This is a genomic window from Billgrantia ethanolica (assembly GCF_021404305.1).
Classification (GTDB): Bacteria; Pseudomonadota; Gammaproteobacteria; order Pseudomonadales; family Halomonadaceae; genus Halomonas; species Halomonas ethanolica.
Window position 1 is genome coordinate 228,181 of record NZ_JABFTX010000001.1, and the last position, 14,878, is coordinate 243,058.

A 14,878-nucleotide genomic window follows, 5' to 3' on the forward strand; every position below is an offset into this window, starting at 1 on the left:
ATGCGCGAACTGTTCTGGGAGCGCTTTGACCTCGAGGAGCTCACCGCCGAGGAGTGGGAAGCGCTGTGCGACGGCTGCGGACAGTGCTGCCTGGTCAAGTTCCAGGATGAGGACAGCGGCGACCTCGCCGTGCTTGGCGTGGCCTGTGAACTGCTCGACATCCACAGCTGCCGCTGCAGCGATTACCCCAACCGTCAGGCCCGGGTACCCGACTGCGCCCGGCTCACGCCGCAGCGCATCGACGAATTCCGCTGGCTGCCGAAGTCCTGCGCCTACCGTCGCATCGCGGAAGGTCGCCGGCTGGCGGGTTGGCATCCGCTGATCTCCGGTGACCCCGAGCGCGTGCACCGCAAAGGCATAAGCGTGCGCAGCTTTGCCATCTCCCAGCGTGACGTGACAGACGACGAACTAGAAGATCACATCATTGCCATACTGCCGATTGACGGCTGATCCCCTCATGGTCTGAAGGCTTTTAGTATCCCTCGAGCATGACGCTTCCGGTATGACCCTGCACTCCCGTACCAGCCGCCTGGTATGTAATTTCAGCCTGGCTGCTGATGGCCATTTCTCCCAATCCCCATGATGCTGAGTGTTGCCACCTGTAACTTTGTGTTGCAGTCAAGGAGGCATTGCAGATGCCATGAGAGGCTGAGCAAGCCGATGGGAGGGGATCATGAAACGGAGATGGATGACGACGGCAGGAGTGACGTTTGGCGTCATGCTGACAACGAGCGCCATGGCCCAGTCGCAGCCTTGGACCGAGCCGCTTAGCGATGAGGAGATGACTGCGCGCTGGAATGCGCTGTTCAACGACGGTGTCGTGCTGAGTGACGAGGAGCTCGACGAGTTGCTGGAATGGCTGCCGCCAACCGGCGCCGGCCTGGGAGCGACTGGCCTGGATGGCACTAGAGGGGGTGGTGACGGTGGCCTGGTTCGCACCCGCGGCCCCTCGTCACCGAATAGCGGTGGCGGTGGTGGGGGAGGTAACAGCGGAGGGTCAGGTGGTAGTGGTAATGGTGGCGGCGGTGATAACGGTGGTGGTAACGGAGGCGGTGGCAACGGCAACGGCAACGGAGGTGGTGGTAACGGCAATGGAGGCGGTGGTAACGGCAATGGAGGCGGTGGTAACGGCAACGGAGGCGGCGGCAACGGCAACGGAGGCGGCGGCAACGGTGGCTCCGGTGGGGGTGGCAGCGGCGGCTCCGGTGGGGGCGACAGTGGCGGCTCCGGTGGGGGGGGCAGCGGCGGCTCCGGTGGGGGCGACGGCGGCGGCTCCGGTGGGGGCGACGGCGGCGGTTCCGGTGGGGGCGACGGCGGCGGTTCCGGTGGCGGCAGCGGCGGAGGTGCCGGTGGCGGCGCTGGTGGAGGTGCCGGCGGCTGATTTCCCTTGACGACCCGGCCCGGTTCCAACCGGGCCGGGTTCTTATCGCGTTCGGCTGCTCAGGCCTCTCTCTCGGCGAGCCCCAGCGCCCAGAGAATGAAAGCGTCCTGACGAGCATTGTCGTGCCAGGCCTTGAAGCGTCCCGAAGCGCCGCCGTGTCCTGCGGCCATGTCGGTGCGCAGCAGAACCGGGCCGCGTGCGGTACCCATTTCCCGTAGCCGGGCATAGAGCTTGGCGGGCTCCCAGTAGGGCACTCTGGTGTCGTGCCAACTGCCCTGAAGAAACAGCGTGGGGTAGGGCTGCGGCGTCAGGTTGTCGAGCGGCGAATAGGCGCGAATACGCTTTCGCGCATCGGGCTCGTCGGGATTGCCCCATTCGGTGTATTCGGCGGTGGTCAGCGGCAGGTCGGGGTTCTCCATGGTACGCAGTACGTCGACGAAGGGTACGTCCAGTACGGCGGCACAGAAAGCCTCCGGTGCCAGGTTGAGGCTGGCGCCCACCAGCAGGCCCCCGGCGCTGGCGCCGTAGGCGGCAATCCGTTCGGCGTCGCTGAAGCCTTTCTCCACCAGCGCGTGACGCGCCGCCAGAAAGTCGCGAAAACTGTTTTCCTTGTGCTCGAGCTTGCCGGCCAGGTACCAGGGTTCGCCTCGGTCGCCGCCGCCGCGCACATGCGCCACGGCAAAGGCAACGCCGCGCGCCAGCAGCTCAAGCCTGGCCACCGAGAACCAGGGGTCGAGCACCTCGCCGTAGGCGCCATAGCCGTACAGCAGGGTGGGCAGCGGGCGGCCGGCCAGATCGGCACGCATCACCACCGATACCGGAATTCGTTCGCCATCGTGGGCGCGGGCCCAGATGCGCTCGCAGCACAGGTCCTGGGGCTGCAGGTCGCCGTGGATGGGCTGCGACTTGAGCACCTGGCGCTGGCCGCTGTCGAGGTCGTGCTCGAGCCAGTGCACCGGCATGACGAACGACTCCTCTCGCAGGCGCAGGCGGCGGCTGTCGAAGTGGGGCATATCGCCGAGCATCAGACTGCAGGGCGATTCCGGCAGGGGCAGACGCTCGTCTCGTCCGACGGCATGGCCGCCATCGAGTTCGACGATGCGCACCCTGACCTGAGCCTCGTGATGGTCGCGCTCGCTAATGGCCAGGCCCCAGTCGAAGGCTTCGACATCCTCCAGGGTGGTGTCGTCGCGGTGTTCGATCAGCGGACGCCAGGGCGCCTGCGGAGCATGCTCGTCCACGACCTCGAGGCAGAAGTGGGGGGCGTTGCGGTTGTGCAGCACGTAGAAATATCCGGGACGGTGCTCCAGCCCGTACTCCACACCCTTCTCCCGTGGCCGGAAGCAGCGCGGCGTCTGGTCGGGCGCCTGGGCCGACAGCAGGTAACACTCGCTGGTGTCCTTCGAGGCGCTCTCCAGCACCAGCCACTGCCGTGAGCGCGTCTTGCCAAGCCCAAGCCAGAACTCCGGGTCGTCCTCGCGCAGGATCAACGCCGGTTCGCCGGCCTGGCCTCGATTCAGCGGCAGGCGCCAGATGCTGTCGGGGCGCTGGGTGGCGTCGTAGCGGGTGAACAGTAGAGTGGCGTTGTCTTCGGCCCAGGTCAGCTCCGGTCCTATTTCCTCCAGCAGCTGCAGCGGCTCACCGTCGGGCAGCGCCTTGAGATAGAGTGTGAAGCGCTCATCGCCGCTGGTGTCTTCGGTCCAGGCCAGCCAGCGCTCGTCCGGCGACAGGGCCATGTCGCCCAGTTCCAGATAGTGCTCCGCCTCGGCGCGCTGCTGCAGGTCCAGAAAGGGCGTGGCATCGCTCTCGTTGCCGTTCAGATGGCGCCACCAGATGGGGTAGTCGGCATCGGCGGCGGTCTCGCTCCAGTAGGTAAAGCGATCGAGCGCGGTGGGCAGGCCCTTGACGCTCAGTTCGCGGCGCGAGAGGTGGCCGTGATAGAGCCGCTCCACCAGATCGTCGAGTGGTTTCATCCAGGTCTTGGATTCGTCATTCGCCGCTTCCAGAAAGGCGCTGACCTGCGGGTCGTCGTGGTCTTCCAGCCAGTGCCATTCGGGGTCGTCGGTTCGGCGAAACCGTTCGACCGGCGATGGTGATGAAAAATCGGCGGCGGGGGTAGAGGAGCTATGTGGCGGCTGTGCTTTCATTGGGGCGGGTGTACCATACTCAAAATGACTTTCCATCCTGTACGCTCCGTCATGCGGCGGGGCGTAATGCAACGAAGAGGTATCGATGCTGACATCCGATTCGATGTCCCTACTATGGCTGACCTATCTGGGTTTGTCGCTGGTCGTGCTGCTGGCAGGTTATCTGGGGCTGGCATTTCTACCGCGTATGCTGCGTCTACCCATCACCTGGGCGGTGGCCGGCATTCTATGGATGCCGACACGTTTTCGGCTGCCGCTGGTAGAAGGGGAGACCTATACCGGCATGGCGCCAGCGGTGGTGGTGGCAGCCGTGGCGTTTCTCGAGCGCAACGCATCGACACTGATGACGACGGCTTTGCTGTTGGCCGCGGGCGCACTGCTGGGCCTGGCCATCGGCGTGCTGCAGGTACGGATGTTTCGAGCCGAACCTGTGGCCGAAGGCGGCGCGCAGAAGAAAAAGCAACAGGACGAAGAGAGCAGGAAGCGGGACCATAACAGAAGGCGTGCTGGCCAGGGCGGCAAACATCCGCATGCGCCAACCAAGCGCCGGGAGCCGAAGATCGGCTAGGGAGCCCCGATGGGGAGGGTGCGCAACACGATGTGGCGCTGGCTGGCTGGGTTGGCCGGTTGCCTGATAATGACGGGTCATCTCTCCGCTGCTGAGGTAGCGGAGCGGCCCGAGGTCAGGGTCGTCTTCGACGTTTCGGGAAGCATGCGCCACAACGACCCCGACCAGTTAGCCGGCAAGGCGCTGGAACTCCTTGTGGACTTGGTGCCCGATGGCGCCACGGCAGGGATCTGGACCTTCGGTGAGCGGGTGCGCAACCCGCTGCCGCCGGCGTCAGTGAACGCCGAGTGGCGTGAACGTGCCAGGGCGATGGCACCTCAGCTGGTCGCTTACGAGCAATTTACCGATATCGAATCGGCGGTCTACCAGGCGGCCATGGCTGAGCCGAACGGCGTTCCGATCCATCTGGTGCTGCTCACCGACGGCGTGATCGATCTGCCCGCCTGGCGTGGCGGCAAGCCGGCCATCGACGCGTCCTCGCGCGAGGCGCTGCTCGATGAGCTCGGCCCGCGCCTGGCCGATGAAGGCGTGGTGATACACGCTATCGCCTTCTCGGACGAGGCCGACCTCGATCTGGTCGAACGCCTGGCTCAGATGACCGGTGGGCTTTCGGCATCGGTTGCCGCTCCCGACGCGCTGATGGGCGCCTTTCTCGATATCGTCGATCGCATCTATCCCAGCGACCGTGTGCCGGTCACCGACCGGGGATTTCTCGTCGAGCCGGGGCTGCGCGGCTTCACGGCACTGCTGTTTCGCGGCGAGGAGCCGGCGACGCTGGTTGCGCCCGATGGCCGGCGCTACACCGCAGAGGCCCCCCCGGAAGGCGCCGAGTGGCGCAGTGAGCCTCACTACGACCTCATTCAGGTACCCGATCCTCAGGCGGGCCAATGGCGTCTCGAGGGTGGTGCGGGGCCGAACAGCCGCATCACCGTCGAGTCGCCGCTCCACCTGCAGATGAGCGGCGTGTCGAGCACTCTGTATCTCGGCTTCGCCGTGCCGGTGGAGGCTTGGTTCCTGCGCGAGGGCGAAGAGGTGGAGGCCGATGCGTTGCCGGCTCATCTGCGTTTGACGGCGGAGCTGCGTGACGAATCGGGCTCGGCCCAGTCGGCTGTGGTGCTCGAGCAGCAGGAGGCGCGTTTCGTCGGCAGGCTGCCTGCTCCGGTGCTGGCGGGCAAGGCTCAGCTTGCGGTACGTGCCGAAGGTCAGGGCTTTCGCCGGCAGCGTGTTCAGCCGGTCAATGTCCTGCCGGCCGTGGCGGCCCGCCATGACGAGGCCAACCGGCGGGTGCTGTTGAATGCCGAGCATCCCTTGCTGGATCGTCACAATACCCGTCTTCACGGTCAGCTCCAGGGCGCGCACCTTGCCGCCGAGCCGATGGCCGAGCGGCGCTGGAGCATTGCGCTACCCGAGCTGGAAACGGCGCTCAGCGTACCGCTGGTGCTGCGCGGTGAGGTCACCCTCGATGGCGAGACCCACGAGCTGCAGCTGCCGCGCCTGGTGCTGTTCCCGTCGGTGGCCACGGCGATCGACCAGGTGGATGCCGGACCGGCGCTGGAGGTGGTGCGCTTTCACGAGGAGCTGACCCCGTTGCGCGAGCCGCGTGCCACCTCGGAGTCGCCGCTGCCGCAGCCGCTGGAACAGGCCGTGCGCAGCATTCAGCAACTGCCGCGGGTGGCCCAGGAGCGCTGGCGAGAATGGCAGCCCGTGCTGACCCGACCGCTCGAGGAGGCCATGGGAGACCGACGCGGGGCCGGGGCGCTGCTGGCCGGCGGTCTGCTGCTACTGCTGGTGCTGTTGGTCGCCTGGCGAATGGCGATACGGCACCGTCATGCCGGGTCAAGGGAGGAACCGCATGTGTGAGCTGCTGGGCATGAGCGCCAACGTGCCCACCGATATCTGCTTCAGTTTCACCGGCTTCCTGCATCGAGGCGGTGGTACCGGGCCCCACCGTGACGGCTGGGGCATCGCCTTCTACGAGGCGGGGGGGTATCGCGATTTCCGTGACCCTCACCCGTCGATTCGCTCGCCCATTGCCCGGCTGATCACCGACTATCCGATCAAGTCCCATATTGTCATCAGCCACATTCGTCAGGCCAACGTCGGTCAGGTTCGCCTGGCCAATACTCACCCCTTCACCCGGGAAATGTGGGGTAGAACCTGGTGCTACGCGCATAACGGCCAGTTGGAAGCGTGGCAGGAATTGCCCTTGAGCTTCTACCGACCGGTGGGTGATACCGACAGCGAGCACGCCTTCTGCTGGCTGTTGGCCAGCTTGCGCGAGGGCTTTGCCGAGGCGCCGCGACTGGCGACAAACGACACGCTGCTGAGCGAAGAGCATCAGGCGCTCTGGCAACGCCTCCACGGTCTTTGCGAAACGCTGCGCGGCAAAGGGGTCTTCAACCTGCTGCTGGCCGACGGCGAGTTTCTTTACACCTATTGCTCGACCAAACTCGCCCACATCACCCGGCGCGCGCCGTTCGGCAGCGCCGAGCTCTCGGATGCCGAGCTGACGGTCAACTTTGCGGAGCATACGACCCCCGACGATATCGTCTCGGTGATCGCGACAGAGCCGCTGACCAGTAACGAAGCATGGGTTCGCATGGTGCCGGGTGAGCTGTTGGTATGGCGGCATGGGCGGATTGTGGCCCGCTACGTGACTGAGACAATCACGGAGCGAGAATGAGCCCTTTGCCCGCGTCGGCTTGCCTTTCCGGGCGATTTTGCCCAGCTTGGTAGACAAAGGAGCACCCTGAAACCTCGCACTCTTTTGTGAACGCTCGTTTGAAGCATGCGTTTTACAGGCGAGCGATGCCTGGTATATCGTACGGGCTTTGTCACAACAAGAACCGTCGGGGTCGAGGGTGAGAGACCGCGTCGACGAAGCTGTGGAGATAGCGCCTATGAATGAGCAAGCCAACGCCGGTATTCTCAACGGACCTGAGCTGGAAGGCATGGATCGGTATCGATCGCTGATGGATGTCTTCCATGAGGCAGTCAAACGTTTTTCCGACAACCCCGCATTCAGCTGCATGGGGCAGACGCTCACCTTTGCCGAACTCGACCGACTCTCGGCCGATTTCGCCGCCTGGCTGCAGCACGAGACCGGGCTCCAGCCGGGCGATCGTATTGCGATTCAACTGCCCAACGTGCTGCAGTTCCCTGTCGCGGTGTTCGGTGCGTTGCGCGCCGGCCTGGTGGTGGTCAATACCAACCCGCTCTACACCGAGCGCGAGATGGCGCACCAGTTCAAGGACTCAGGTGCCCGGGCGATCCTGATCCTGGCCAACATGGCCAGCAAGCTCGAGAAGGTGCTCGACCGTACCGACATCGAGCACGTGCTGGTCACCGAGCTTGGCGACATGCACGGCTTCCCCAAGCGTTTCCTCATTAATGCCGTGGTCAAGTACGTCAAGAAGATGGTGCCCTCCTACTCGCTGCCGATGGCGATTCCGTTCCGCAAGGCGCTGAAGGACGGCGCTTCGCGCCAGCATCGTGAAGTCGAGAGAGGTCTCGACGATATCGCGGCGCTGCAGTATACCGGTGGCACCACCGGCCTGCCCAAGGGCACCATGCTCACCCACTGCAATCTGGTGGCCAACATGCTGCAGGCCGATGCGGCCATCGGCCCGGGCCTGGACGAGGGCAAGGAGGTGGTGATCGCGCCGCTGCCGGTCTACCACATCTATACCTTCACCGTGAACTGCCTGTTCCTGATGAAGACCGGCAACCACTCGATCCTGATCCCCAATCCCCGCGACCTGGACAACTTCGTCAAGGAGCTGCAGAAGATCAGGTTCACCGCCTTCATCGGCTTGAATACGCTGTTCAATGCGCTGTGCAACCGTGAGGACTTCCGCAAGCTCGACTTCTCGCAACTGCACCTGACCATTTCCGGCGGCATGGCGCTGACCAAGGCCTCGGCGGAGCGCTGGAAGGAAGTTACCGGATGCGACATCGCCGAGGGCTACGGGCTCACCGAAACCGCGCCGGTGGTCAGCTTCAACCCCATCGACGCCATTCAGCTCGGCACCATCGGCAAGCCGGTGGCGGGCACCGCGGTCAAAGTGGTGGATAGCGACGGCAATACTCTGCCGCTGGGCGAGCCGGGCGAGCTGTGCGTGAAGGGTCCACAGGTGATGAAGGGCTACTGGAATCTGGACGAAGAGACCGCCAAGGTACTGAGCGACGACGGCTGGTTCTCCACCGGCGACATCGCCGTGCTGCAGGAGGACGGCTACATCAAGATCGTCGACCGCAAGAAGGACATGATCCTGGTGTCGGGCTTCAACGTCTATCCCAACGAGATCGAGGACGTGGTGGCCGGTCATCCGGGCGTGGTCGAGTCGGCGGCTGTCGGGGTGAAGGATGAAGACAGCGGCGAGGCGGTGAAGCTGTTCGTGGTCAAGCGTGACGAGAGCCTGGACGAGAAGACGCTGCGCGAGTGGTGCAAGAAAGAACTGGCCGGCTACAAGGTGCCCAAGTTCGTCGAGTTCCGTGACGAGTTGCCCAAGACCAACGTCGGCAAGGTGCTGCGCCGTCAGTTGCGCGACGAGGAAGGCGACAGCAAGGAGTAGCACGGCCGCGATTGGCCGAACTCCGCTTCCCGGCGTTACAATGATCTGCCCGCTCCGGTGGCCTGGAGCGGGCAGGTTTTTTCCATGGCAAGAGGATGGCTGTGAGCACCGCAACCCCTACTGGTTCTGCCAATGCCGCCGACAGGGCTGCGCTGGAGCGTCTGGAGCGCGCTTTGGATGAGGTCATGCTGCGTGATCGCGAGACGCTCACGCGCAGACTGAAGGGCCTCGAGCGGCGCCTGCGGGAGGGCAAGCCGGTGGATCGCGGCCTGACCGAGGTGGTGCGCGGCATCGAGCGCTCCGCGGCGCTGGCGACCAGCCGCCGCGCACAGACGGTAACGCTCAACTATCCCGCCGAGCTGCCGGTAGCGGAACGGCGAGACGAGATTCTCGCCGCGCTGCGCGAGCATCAGGTGGTGGTGGTGGCCGGCGAGACCGGTTCGGGCAAGACCACCCAGCTGCCCAAGCTGTGCCTGGAGCTGGGCCTGGGACGGCGCGGTTTGATCGGCCACACCCAGCCGCGGCGGCTGGCGGCACGCTCGGTGGCCACGCGTCTGGCCGAGGAGCTCCAGGTCCCGCTGGGCGAGCAGGTGGGTTATCAGGTGCGCTTCACCGACCAGAGTAGCGACGACACCCTGGTCAAGCTGATGACCGACGGCATCCTGTTGGCCGAGACCCGCCACGACCCGGATCTGACCCGCTACGAAGCGATCATCATCGACGAGGCCCACGAGCGCAGTCTCAACATCGATTTCCTGCTCGGCTACCTCAAACGGCTGCTGCCGCGGCGGCCGGAGCTCAAGGTGATCATCACCTCGGCCACCATCGACGTGGCGCGTTTCGCCGAGCACTTCGCCCTGCCCGGGAAGGATGGCGTGCCCCGACCGGCGCCAGTGGTAGAGGTGTCGGGGCGTACCTACCCGGTTGAGGTACGCTACCGGCCGCTGGTGCGCGAGGAGGAGGACGAGGCCGACCGCACCCTGCAGGAGGGCATTCTCCACGCGGTGGAGGAGATCGAGCAGATCGAGCGGGAAAAGCGCTGGTTCCACGGCCCGCGGGACATCCTGGTGTTCCTGCCCGGCGAGCGCGAGATTCGCGAGACTGCCGATACGCTGCGCCGCGCCGACCTCAAGGCCACCGAGATCCTGCCGCTCTACGCGCGGCTCTCCAACGCCGAGCAGAACCGCGTCTTCGCCCCCCACGCCGGACGGCGCATCGTGCTGGCTACCAACGTCGCCGAGACTTCGCTCACGGTCCCTGGCATTCGCTACGTGATCGACCCGGGGCTGGTGCGCATCAGCCGCTACAGCTATCGCTCCAAGATTCAGCGGCTGCCGGTGGAGCCGGTCAGCCAGGCCAGCGCCGACCAGCGCAAGGGTCGCTGCGGACGCGTGGCCGAAGGGGTCTGCATCCGCCTCTACGACGAGGAGGATTTTCTCTCCCGTCCCGAATTCACCGATCCCGAGATCCGTCGTACCAACCTGGCCTCGGTGATCCTGTCGATGCTCTCTCTCAAGCTCGGCGACATCGAACGGTTCCCCTTCGTCGACCCGCCCGACTCGCGCTTCATCACCGACGGCTTCCGCCTGCTGTTCGAGCTGGGTGCGGTGGACGAGAGCAATCGTTTGACGGCCATAGGGCGCAAGCTCGCCCGGCTGCCCATCGACCCGCGCCTGGCGCGCATGGTGCTGGCCGGCGCCGAGCAGGGCAGCCTGCGTGACGTGCTGGTGGTGGTCTCGGCCCTGGCGGTGCAGGACCCGCGCGACCGCCCGGCGGAGAAGCGCGAGGCCGCCGATCAGGCCCACCGCCGCTGGCACGACCCGGACTCCGACTTCGTCGCCCTGCTCAACCTGTGGCAGGGCTTCGAGGCGGCTCGCGAGGAGCTCTCCGGCAACCGCCTGCGGCGCTGGTGCAAGGAGCGCTACCTCAACTACCTGCGTCTGCGCGAATGGCACGACACCTTCCGCCAGCTGCGTCAGCTGCTGCGCGAGATGGAGATCGAGGTGCCGCCGCCCGCACCGTTGCCTGAGCCCGCCGGTGAAGGGGAGTCTCTCGACCAGGCTCGGCAGCAGGCCCGCCGGCAGAACGCCGTACAGCTGCACAAAGCGCTGCTGCCGGGGCTGCTCTCGCATCTGGGCATGCTCACCGAAAACCGCGAGTACCTGGGCGCACGCAACCGCAAGTTCGTCATCCACCCCGGCTCCGGGCTGGCCAAGAAAGCGCCCAAGTGGCTGATGGCCTTCGAGCTGGTGGAGACCACTCGGCTGTTCGCACGAACCGTGGCCAGGATCGAACCGCAGTGGATCGAGCCCGTGGCCGGGCATCTGGTCAAGCGCAGCCATAGCGAACCCCACTGGGAGATGAAGCGTGCCCAGGTGGTGGCCAAGGAGCAGGTCACCCTGTTCGGTCTGCCCATCGTCAGCGGGCGCAGCGTGCACTATGGGCCGATTGCGCCGCGGGAGTCGCGTGAACTGTTCATCCGCCGCGCGCTGGTGGAGGGGGATTTCCGCACCAAGGGTGAGTTCTTCGACTACAATCGCGCTCTGGTAGAGGAGGTCGAAGAGCTGGAGGATCGCGCCCGCAAGCGCGACATTCTGGTCGACGAGGAGACGCTGTTCGCCTTCTACGACGAGCGCATCCCCGAGGATATCGTCAACGGCAAGGGCTTCGAGGCGTGGCGCAGCAAGGCCGAGGCCAAGGATCCCGCCATCCTCAAGTTCGACCGCGATGCGCTGCTGGCCCGGGAGGCCGCGGAGGTCACCCAGGCTCAGTACCCCGATGAGCTGGTGCTCGGTGGAGTGCGTTATCCGCTTGCCTACCGCTTCGAACCCGGCGCGCCGGACGACGGCGTGACGCTGACGGTGCCGGCGGCAATGCTGCCGCAGCTGCCGCGGGCACGGCTCGAGTGGCTGGTGCCGGGGCTGCTGCGCGAGAAGTGCATCGCCCTGCTCAAGTCGCTGCCCAAGTCGATCCGCCGCCAGGTGGTGCCGATTCCCGACTGGGTCGACGCGGCGCTGGAGACTCTCACGCCCGACGACGTGCCGCTCAGCGAGGCGCTGGGGGAGTTTCTGCGCCGCCGCACCGGGGTGCGCGTGCACCCCGACGATTGGCGCTACGACCAGCTCGAGCCCCACCTGATCATGAACGTGCGTGTCGTGAATCATGAAGGCAAGGAGCTTGGCCAGGGGCGTGACGTGCGCGAGCTGGAGCGACGCTTCGAGGCGGCAGCGGGCGAGGGTGCCCGGGCGCTGGCGGCCGAAGTCAGCGACGCGCCGGATGTCGCCGGGCTACCCGACACCCCGCTGCCCGCGTCGCGGGTGACCACTCAGGCGGGTATCCGGGTCGAAGCGTATCCGGCGCTGGTGCCGGAAGGAGACGCCTTCCGCATCGAGCTGTTCGATCACCCCGGCAAGGCCGAGCAGGCCCACCGCCGCGGCGTGGTGCGGCTGGCCATGACCCGCCTGCCCGAGCAGGTGCGTGTCATCCAGCAGCTCAAGGGGCTCGACGCCTGCGCCCTGCTGTTCACCAAGGTGGGCAGCAAGCGGGCTCTGGTCGACGACGTGGTCGAAGCAGTCTTCGCCCGTAGCATGGGCATGGCACCGTTGCCGCGCAGCAACGCCGAGCTCGTCGCTCGCCTCGATGCCACCCGTGCCGAGCTGGTACCCGCGGCCGAAGCGCTGGTCGCCACGCTCAAGCGAGCGTTGGAAGGCCACCTGGCCGTGGCCAAGGCGCTGAAGGGTAACCTGAACCTGGCGCTGGCCTTGGTATACAGTGATTTGAAGGCGCAGATGCAGCGGTTGGTGCACCCCGGCTTCGTGAGCGAAGCTGGAGAATGGCTCGAGGAGTACCCGCGTTACATGGAGGCGGCCCTGATTCGCCTGGAGAAAGCCCCGCGCGAGCGCATGCGCGATCAGATGCACATGCAGGAGGTGCAGGACTTCGAGGCGCGCCTGGCCGCGCGCCGTGAGAGTCAGCGCCGCGGTGGCCACGAGGATCCCGAGCTGGTGGAATTCGGCTGGTGGATCGAGGAGCTGCGGGTTTCGCTGTTCGCTCAGCAGTTGGGCACCCGCATGCCGGTTTCCCTCAAGCGCCTCGAGCGACGCTGGACGGAACTGACAGGACACGGTCAAGGTGGGGGCTGACCCGCCGATAAACGAGACATGAGGCATCGGTTCGCCGATGCCAGCCAGCGGCCAGCAGGCCGCATGAGGGAGACACTGATGACAGACGTCGTGATTACCGGTACGGGACTCTTCACGCCGGAGCACGCCATCGACAACGATGCGCTGGTCGCCTCGTTCAACGCCTGGGTGGATATCGAGAACGAACGCCATGCCGCCGCCATCGCGGCTGGCGAGCGCGAACCGCTGGCATATTCGAGCAGCGAGTTCATCGTCAAGGCGTCGGGAATCCACAGCCGCTACGTGCTGGATGCCGAGGGCATTCTCGATCCCGAGCGCATGCGCCCGCGTCTGCCCCAGCGCAGCAACGACGAACCCTCCATCCAGTGCGAGATGGGGCTTGCCGCCGCACGTCAGGCCCTCGCGGCCGCCGGCATCGAGGCCGGCGACATCGACATGGTGATCGTCGCCTGCTCCAACCTGGAGCGCCCCTATCCGGCGGTGGCGGTGGAGCTGCAGGCGGCCCTGGGTACCACCGGGCATGCGTTCGACATGAACGTGGCCTGCAGCTCGGCGACTTTCGCCATCGACCTGGCGGCGGGTGCCATTCGCGGTGGCAACGTCCGGCGCGCCCTGGTGGTCAACCCCGAGATCTGCTCGGCCCACCTCAACTTCCGCGACCGCGACAGCCACTTCATCTTCGGCGATGCCTGTACCGCCATCGTGCTGGAGAGCGCCGAGCTGGCCACCGCCGAGAATCGCTTCGAGGTCCTCGGCACCCGCCTGGCCACGCGCTTCTCCAATGCCATCCGCAACAATGCCGGTTTCCTCAATCGGGTCACCGACAGCGACCCGCTGGCCAGCGACAAGCTGTTCGTGCAGGAGGGACGGCGGGTGTTCAAGGAGGTCTGTCCCATGGTGGCGGCCATGATCAGCGACCACCTGGCCAGCCTCGACCTGACCGGTGGCGATCTCTCGCGCCTGTGGCTGCACCAGGCCAACCACCATATGAACGACCTGATCGCCCGGCGGGTGCTGGGCCACGATCCTGAACCCGGACAGGCACCGATCATCCTCGATCGCTATGCCAACACCAGCTCCGCGGGTTCGATCATTGCCTTCCATCTGCACCGTGACGACCTGACGTCGGGTGACATAGGGGTGGTCTGCTCGTTCGGCGCCGGGTACAGTGCCGGCTGCGTGGTGGTGCGTCGGCTGTGACGCACCCCCTATGAGAATCTTCAGGAGACGTAGCCGATGGTCGTGAAGCAGACCGGCTTTTTCACACGGGCCCTGGTCGCCATGTCGCTGTTGGCCATGCTGGCGGGCTGTGCCGGACGGGTGGCGGTGGAGGATCGCCATCCCGACGACCCCTGGGAGGGCTTCAATCGCAGGGTCTTCACCTTCAACGAGGCGGTCGACCGGGCCGTACTGCGGCCGGTGGCGCGCGGCTATCGCACCGTCACGCCTCAGCCGGTGCAGACCGGGGTCGGCAACTTCTTCTCCAACCTCGGCGAGATCCGCACCGCACTCAACAGCCTGCTGCAGGGCAAGCCGGCCAATGCCGGTCTCGCTACCTCGCGCTTCGTGATCAACTCCACGGTGGGTATCGCCGGTCTGTGGGACTTCGCCACCCACATGGGCATCACCGTACAGGACGAGGATTTCGGCCAGACCCTGGGCGTCTGGGGGGTATCGGAAGGGCCCTATCTGGTCCTGCCGTTCCTTGGCCCCAGCACGGTAAGGGATACCGCCGGCCTGCCGCTGGATACGGTGACCTATCCGCTCTATTACGTGGAAGACGATAAGGTACGCTATGGCCTGACCGCGCTGCGTGTCGTCGACGTGCGCGCAGGCTTCCTCGATCAGGAAGAGTTGATCCGGGGGGATCGCTATGTCTTCATACGCGATGCTTACCTGCAGCGTAGACGCTTCGAAGTCAGCGACGGCGAGTTGGGCGACGATCCCTTCGCCAGCGATGAGTTCGACTTCGATTTCGATGACGCCGACTTCGATGATGCATTCGACGATGCCTTCGAAGAACCCGAGAGCGACGATGCCGACTTCGCCGATTGAGGTCTGAGCCG

At 65.7% G+C, this 14,878-nt stretch carries 10 protein-coding genes; 9 read left to right on the forward strand and 1 reads right to left on the reverse strand.

Annotated elements, in window-relative coordinates:
* Both HOP53_RS01055 and HOP53_RS01060 read left to right on the forward strand, forming a co-directional pair.
* Entirely contained in the window at positions 1 to 450 is a 450-nt protein-coding gene (locus HOP53_RS01055) for a YcgN family cysteine cluster protein (RefSeq protein WP_234268239.1), read from the forward strand.
* A gap of 449 nt (positions 451 to 899) precedes the next feature.
* Complete coding sequence (locus tag HOP53_RS01060; RefSeq protein ID WP_234268241.1) at positions 900 to 1,391, forward strand: hypothetical protein; 492 nt, start codon at positions 900 to 902, stop codon at positions 1,389 to 1,391.
* Positions 1,392 to 1,440: 49 nt separating this feature from the next.
* Here the strand turns inward: HOP53_RS01060 and HOP53_RS01065 are convergent, their stop codons facing one another.
* Positions 1,441 to 3,528, reverse strand: coding sequence for a S9 family peptidase (locus tag HOP53_RS01065; RefSeq protein WP_234268243.1), 2,088 nt, complete (start codon positions 3,526 to 3,528; stop codon positions 1,441 to 1,443).
* A gap of 85 nt (positions 3,529 to 3,613) precedes the next feature.
* Between HOP53_RS01065 and HOP53_RS01070 the strand changes: the two genes are divergently transcribed.
* The 7 genes from HOP53_RS01070 (at position 3,614) to HOP53_RS01100 (ending at position 14,867) form a co-directional block, all read left to right on the forward strand.
* Complete coding sequence (locus HOP53_RS01070; protein ID WP_234268245.1) at positions 3,614 to 4,096, forward strand: hypothetical protein; 483 nt, start codon at positions 3,614 to 3,616, stop codon at positions 4,094 to 4,096.
* Between the two features lie 9 nt (positions 4,097 to 4,105).
* Positions 4,106 to 5,956 carry a vWA domain-containing protein gene (locus tag HOP53_RS01075; protein WP_234268247.1) on the forward strand — a complete coding sequence of 617 codons (1,851 nt, stop codon included), beginning with the start codon at positions 4,106 to 4,108 and terminating at the stop codon, positions 5,954 to 5,956.
* The gene (locus tag HOP53_RS01080; protein ID WP_234268249.1) at positions 5,949 to 6,779 is read left to right on the forward strand and encodes a class II glutamine amidotransferase; all 831 of its coding nucleotides are present in this window, start codon (positions 5,949 to 5,951) and stop codon (positions 6,777 to 6,779) included. The genes HOP53_RS01075 and HOP53_RS01080 overlap by 8 nt, the downstream gene beginning before the upstream one ends.
* A 217-nt stretch (positions 6,780 to 6,996) precedes the next feature.
* Entirely contained in the window at positions 6,997 to 8,670 is a 1,674-nt protein-coding gene (locus HOP53_RS01085; RefSeq protein ID WP_234268252.1) for an AMP-binding protein, read from the forward strand.
* A gap of 101 nt (positions 8,671 to 8,771) precedes the next feature.
* Positions 8,772 to 12,812 carry an ATP-dependent RNA helicase HrpA gene (gene hrpA, locus HOP53_RS01090; protein ID WP_422677587.1) on the forward strand — a complete coding sequence of 1,347 codons (4,041 nt, stop codon included), beginning with the start codon at positions 8,772 to 8,774 and terminating at the stop codon, positions 12,810 to 12,812.
* Positions 12,813 to 12,890: 78 nt separating this feature from the next.
* Positions 12,891 to 14,012: a beta-ketoacyl-ACP synthase III gene (locus tag HOP53_RS01095; RefSeq protein WP_234268253.1), complete on the forward strand. Its 1,122-nt coding sequence runs from the start codon at positions 12,891 to 12,893 to the stop codon at positions 14,010 to 14,012.
* A 36-nt stretch (positions 14,013 to 14,048) separates the two neighbouring features.
* Positions 14,049 to 14,867 (forward strand): MlaA family lipoprotein, encoded by an 819-nt coding sequence (locus HOP53_RS01100; protein WP_234268254.1) that lies wholly within the window; start codon positions 14,049 to 14,051, stop codon positions 14,865 to 14,867.
* The last annotated feature ends 11 nt before the right edge of the window (positions 14,868 to 14,878 follow it).

Excerpts from the sequence above, each read along its gene's own strand:
- HOP53_RS01055 (WP_234268239.1), top strand. The coding sequence starts at position 1 with ATGCGCGAACTGTTCTGGGAGCGCTTTGACCTCGAGGAGCTCACCGCC.
- HOP53_RS01060 (WP_234268241.1), top strand. The coding sequence starts at position 900 with ATGGCACTAGAGGGGGTGGTGACGGTGGCCTGGTTCGCACCCGCGGCC.
- HOP53_RS01065 (WP_234268243.1), bottom strand. The coding sequence starts at position 3,528 with ATGAAAGCACAGCCGCCACATAGCTCCTCTACCCCCGCCGCCGATTTT.
- HOP53_RS01070 (WP_234268245.1), top strand. The coding sequence starts at position 3,614 with ATGCTGACATCCGATTCGATGTCCCTACTATGGCTGACCTATCTGGGT.
- HOP53_RS01075 (WP_234268247.1), top strand. The coding sequence starts at position 4,106 with ATGGGGAGGGTGCGCAACACGATGTGGCGCTGGCTGGCTGGGTTGGCC.
- HOP53_RS01080 (WP_234268249.1), top strand. The coding sequence starts at position 5,949 with ATGTGTGAGCTGCTGGGCATGAGCGCCAACGTGCCCACCGATATCTGC.
- HOP53_RS01085 (WP_234268252.1), top strand. The coding sequence starts at position 6,997 with ATGAATGAGCAAGCCAACGCCGGTATTCTCAACGGACCTGAGCTGGAA.
- HOP53_RS01095 (WP_234268253.1), top strand. The coding sequence starts at position 12,891 with ATGACAGACGTCGTGATTACCGGTACGGGACTCTTCACGCCGGAGCAC.
- HOP53_RS01100 (WP_234268254.1), top strand. The coding sequence starts at position 14,049 with ATGGTCGTGAAGCAGACCGGCTTTTTCACACGGGCCCTGGTCGCCATG.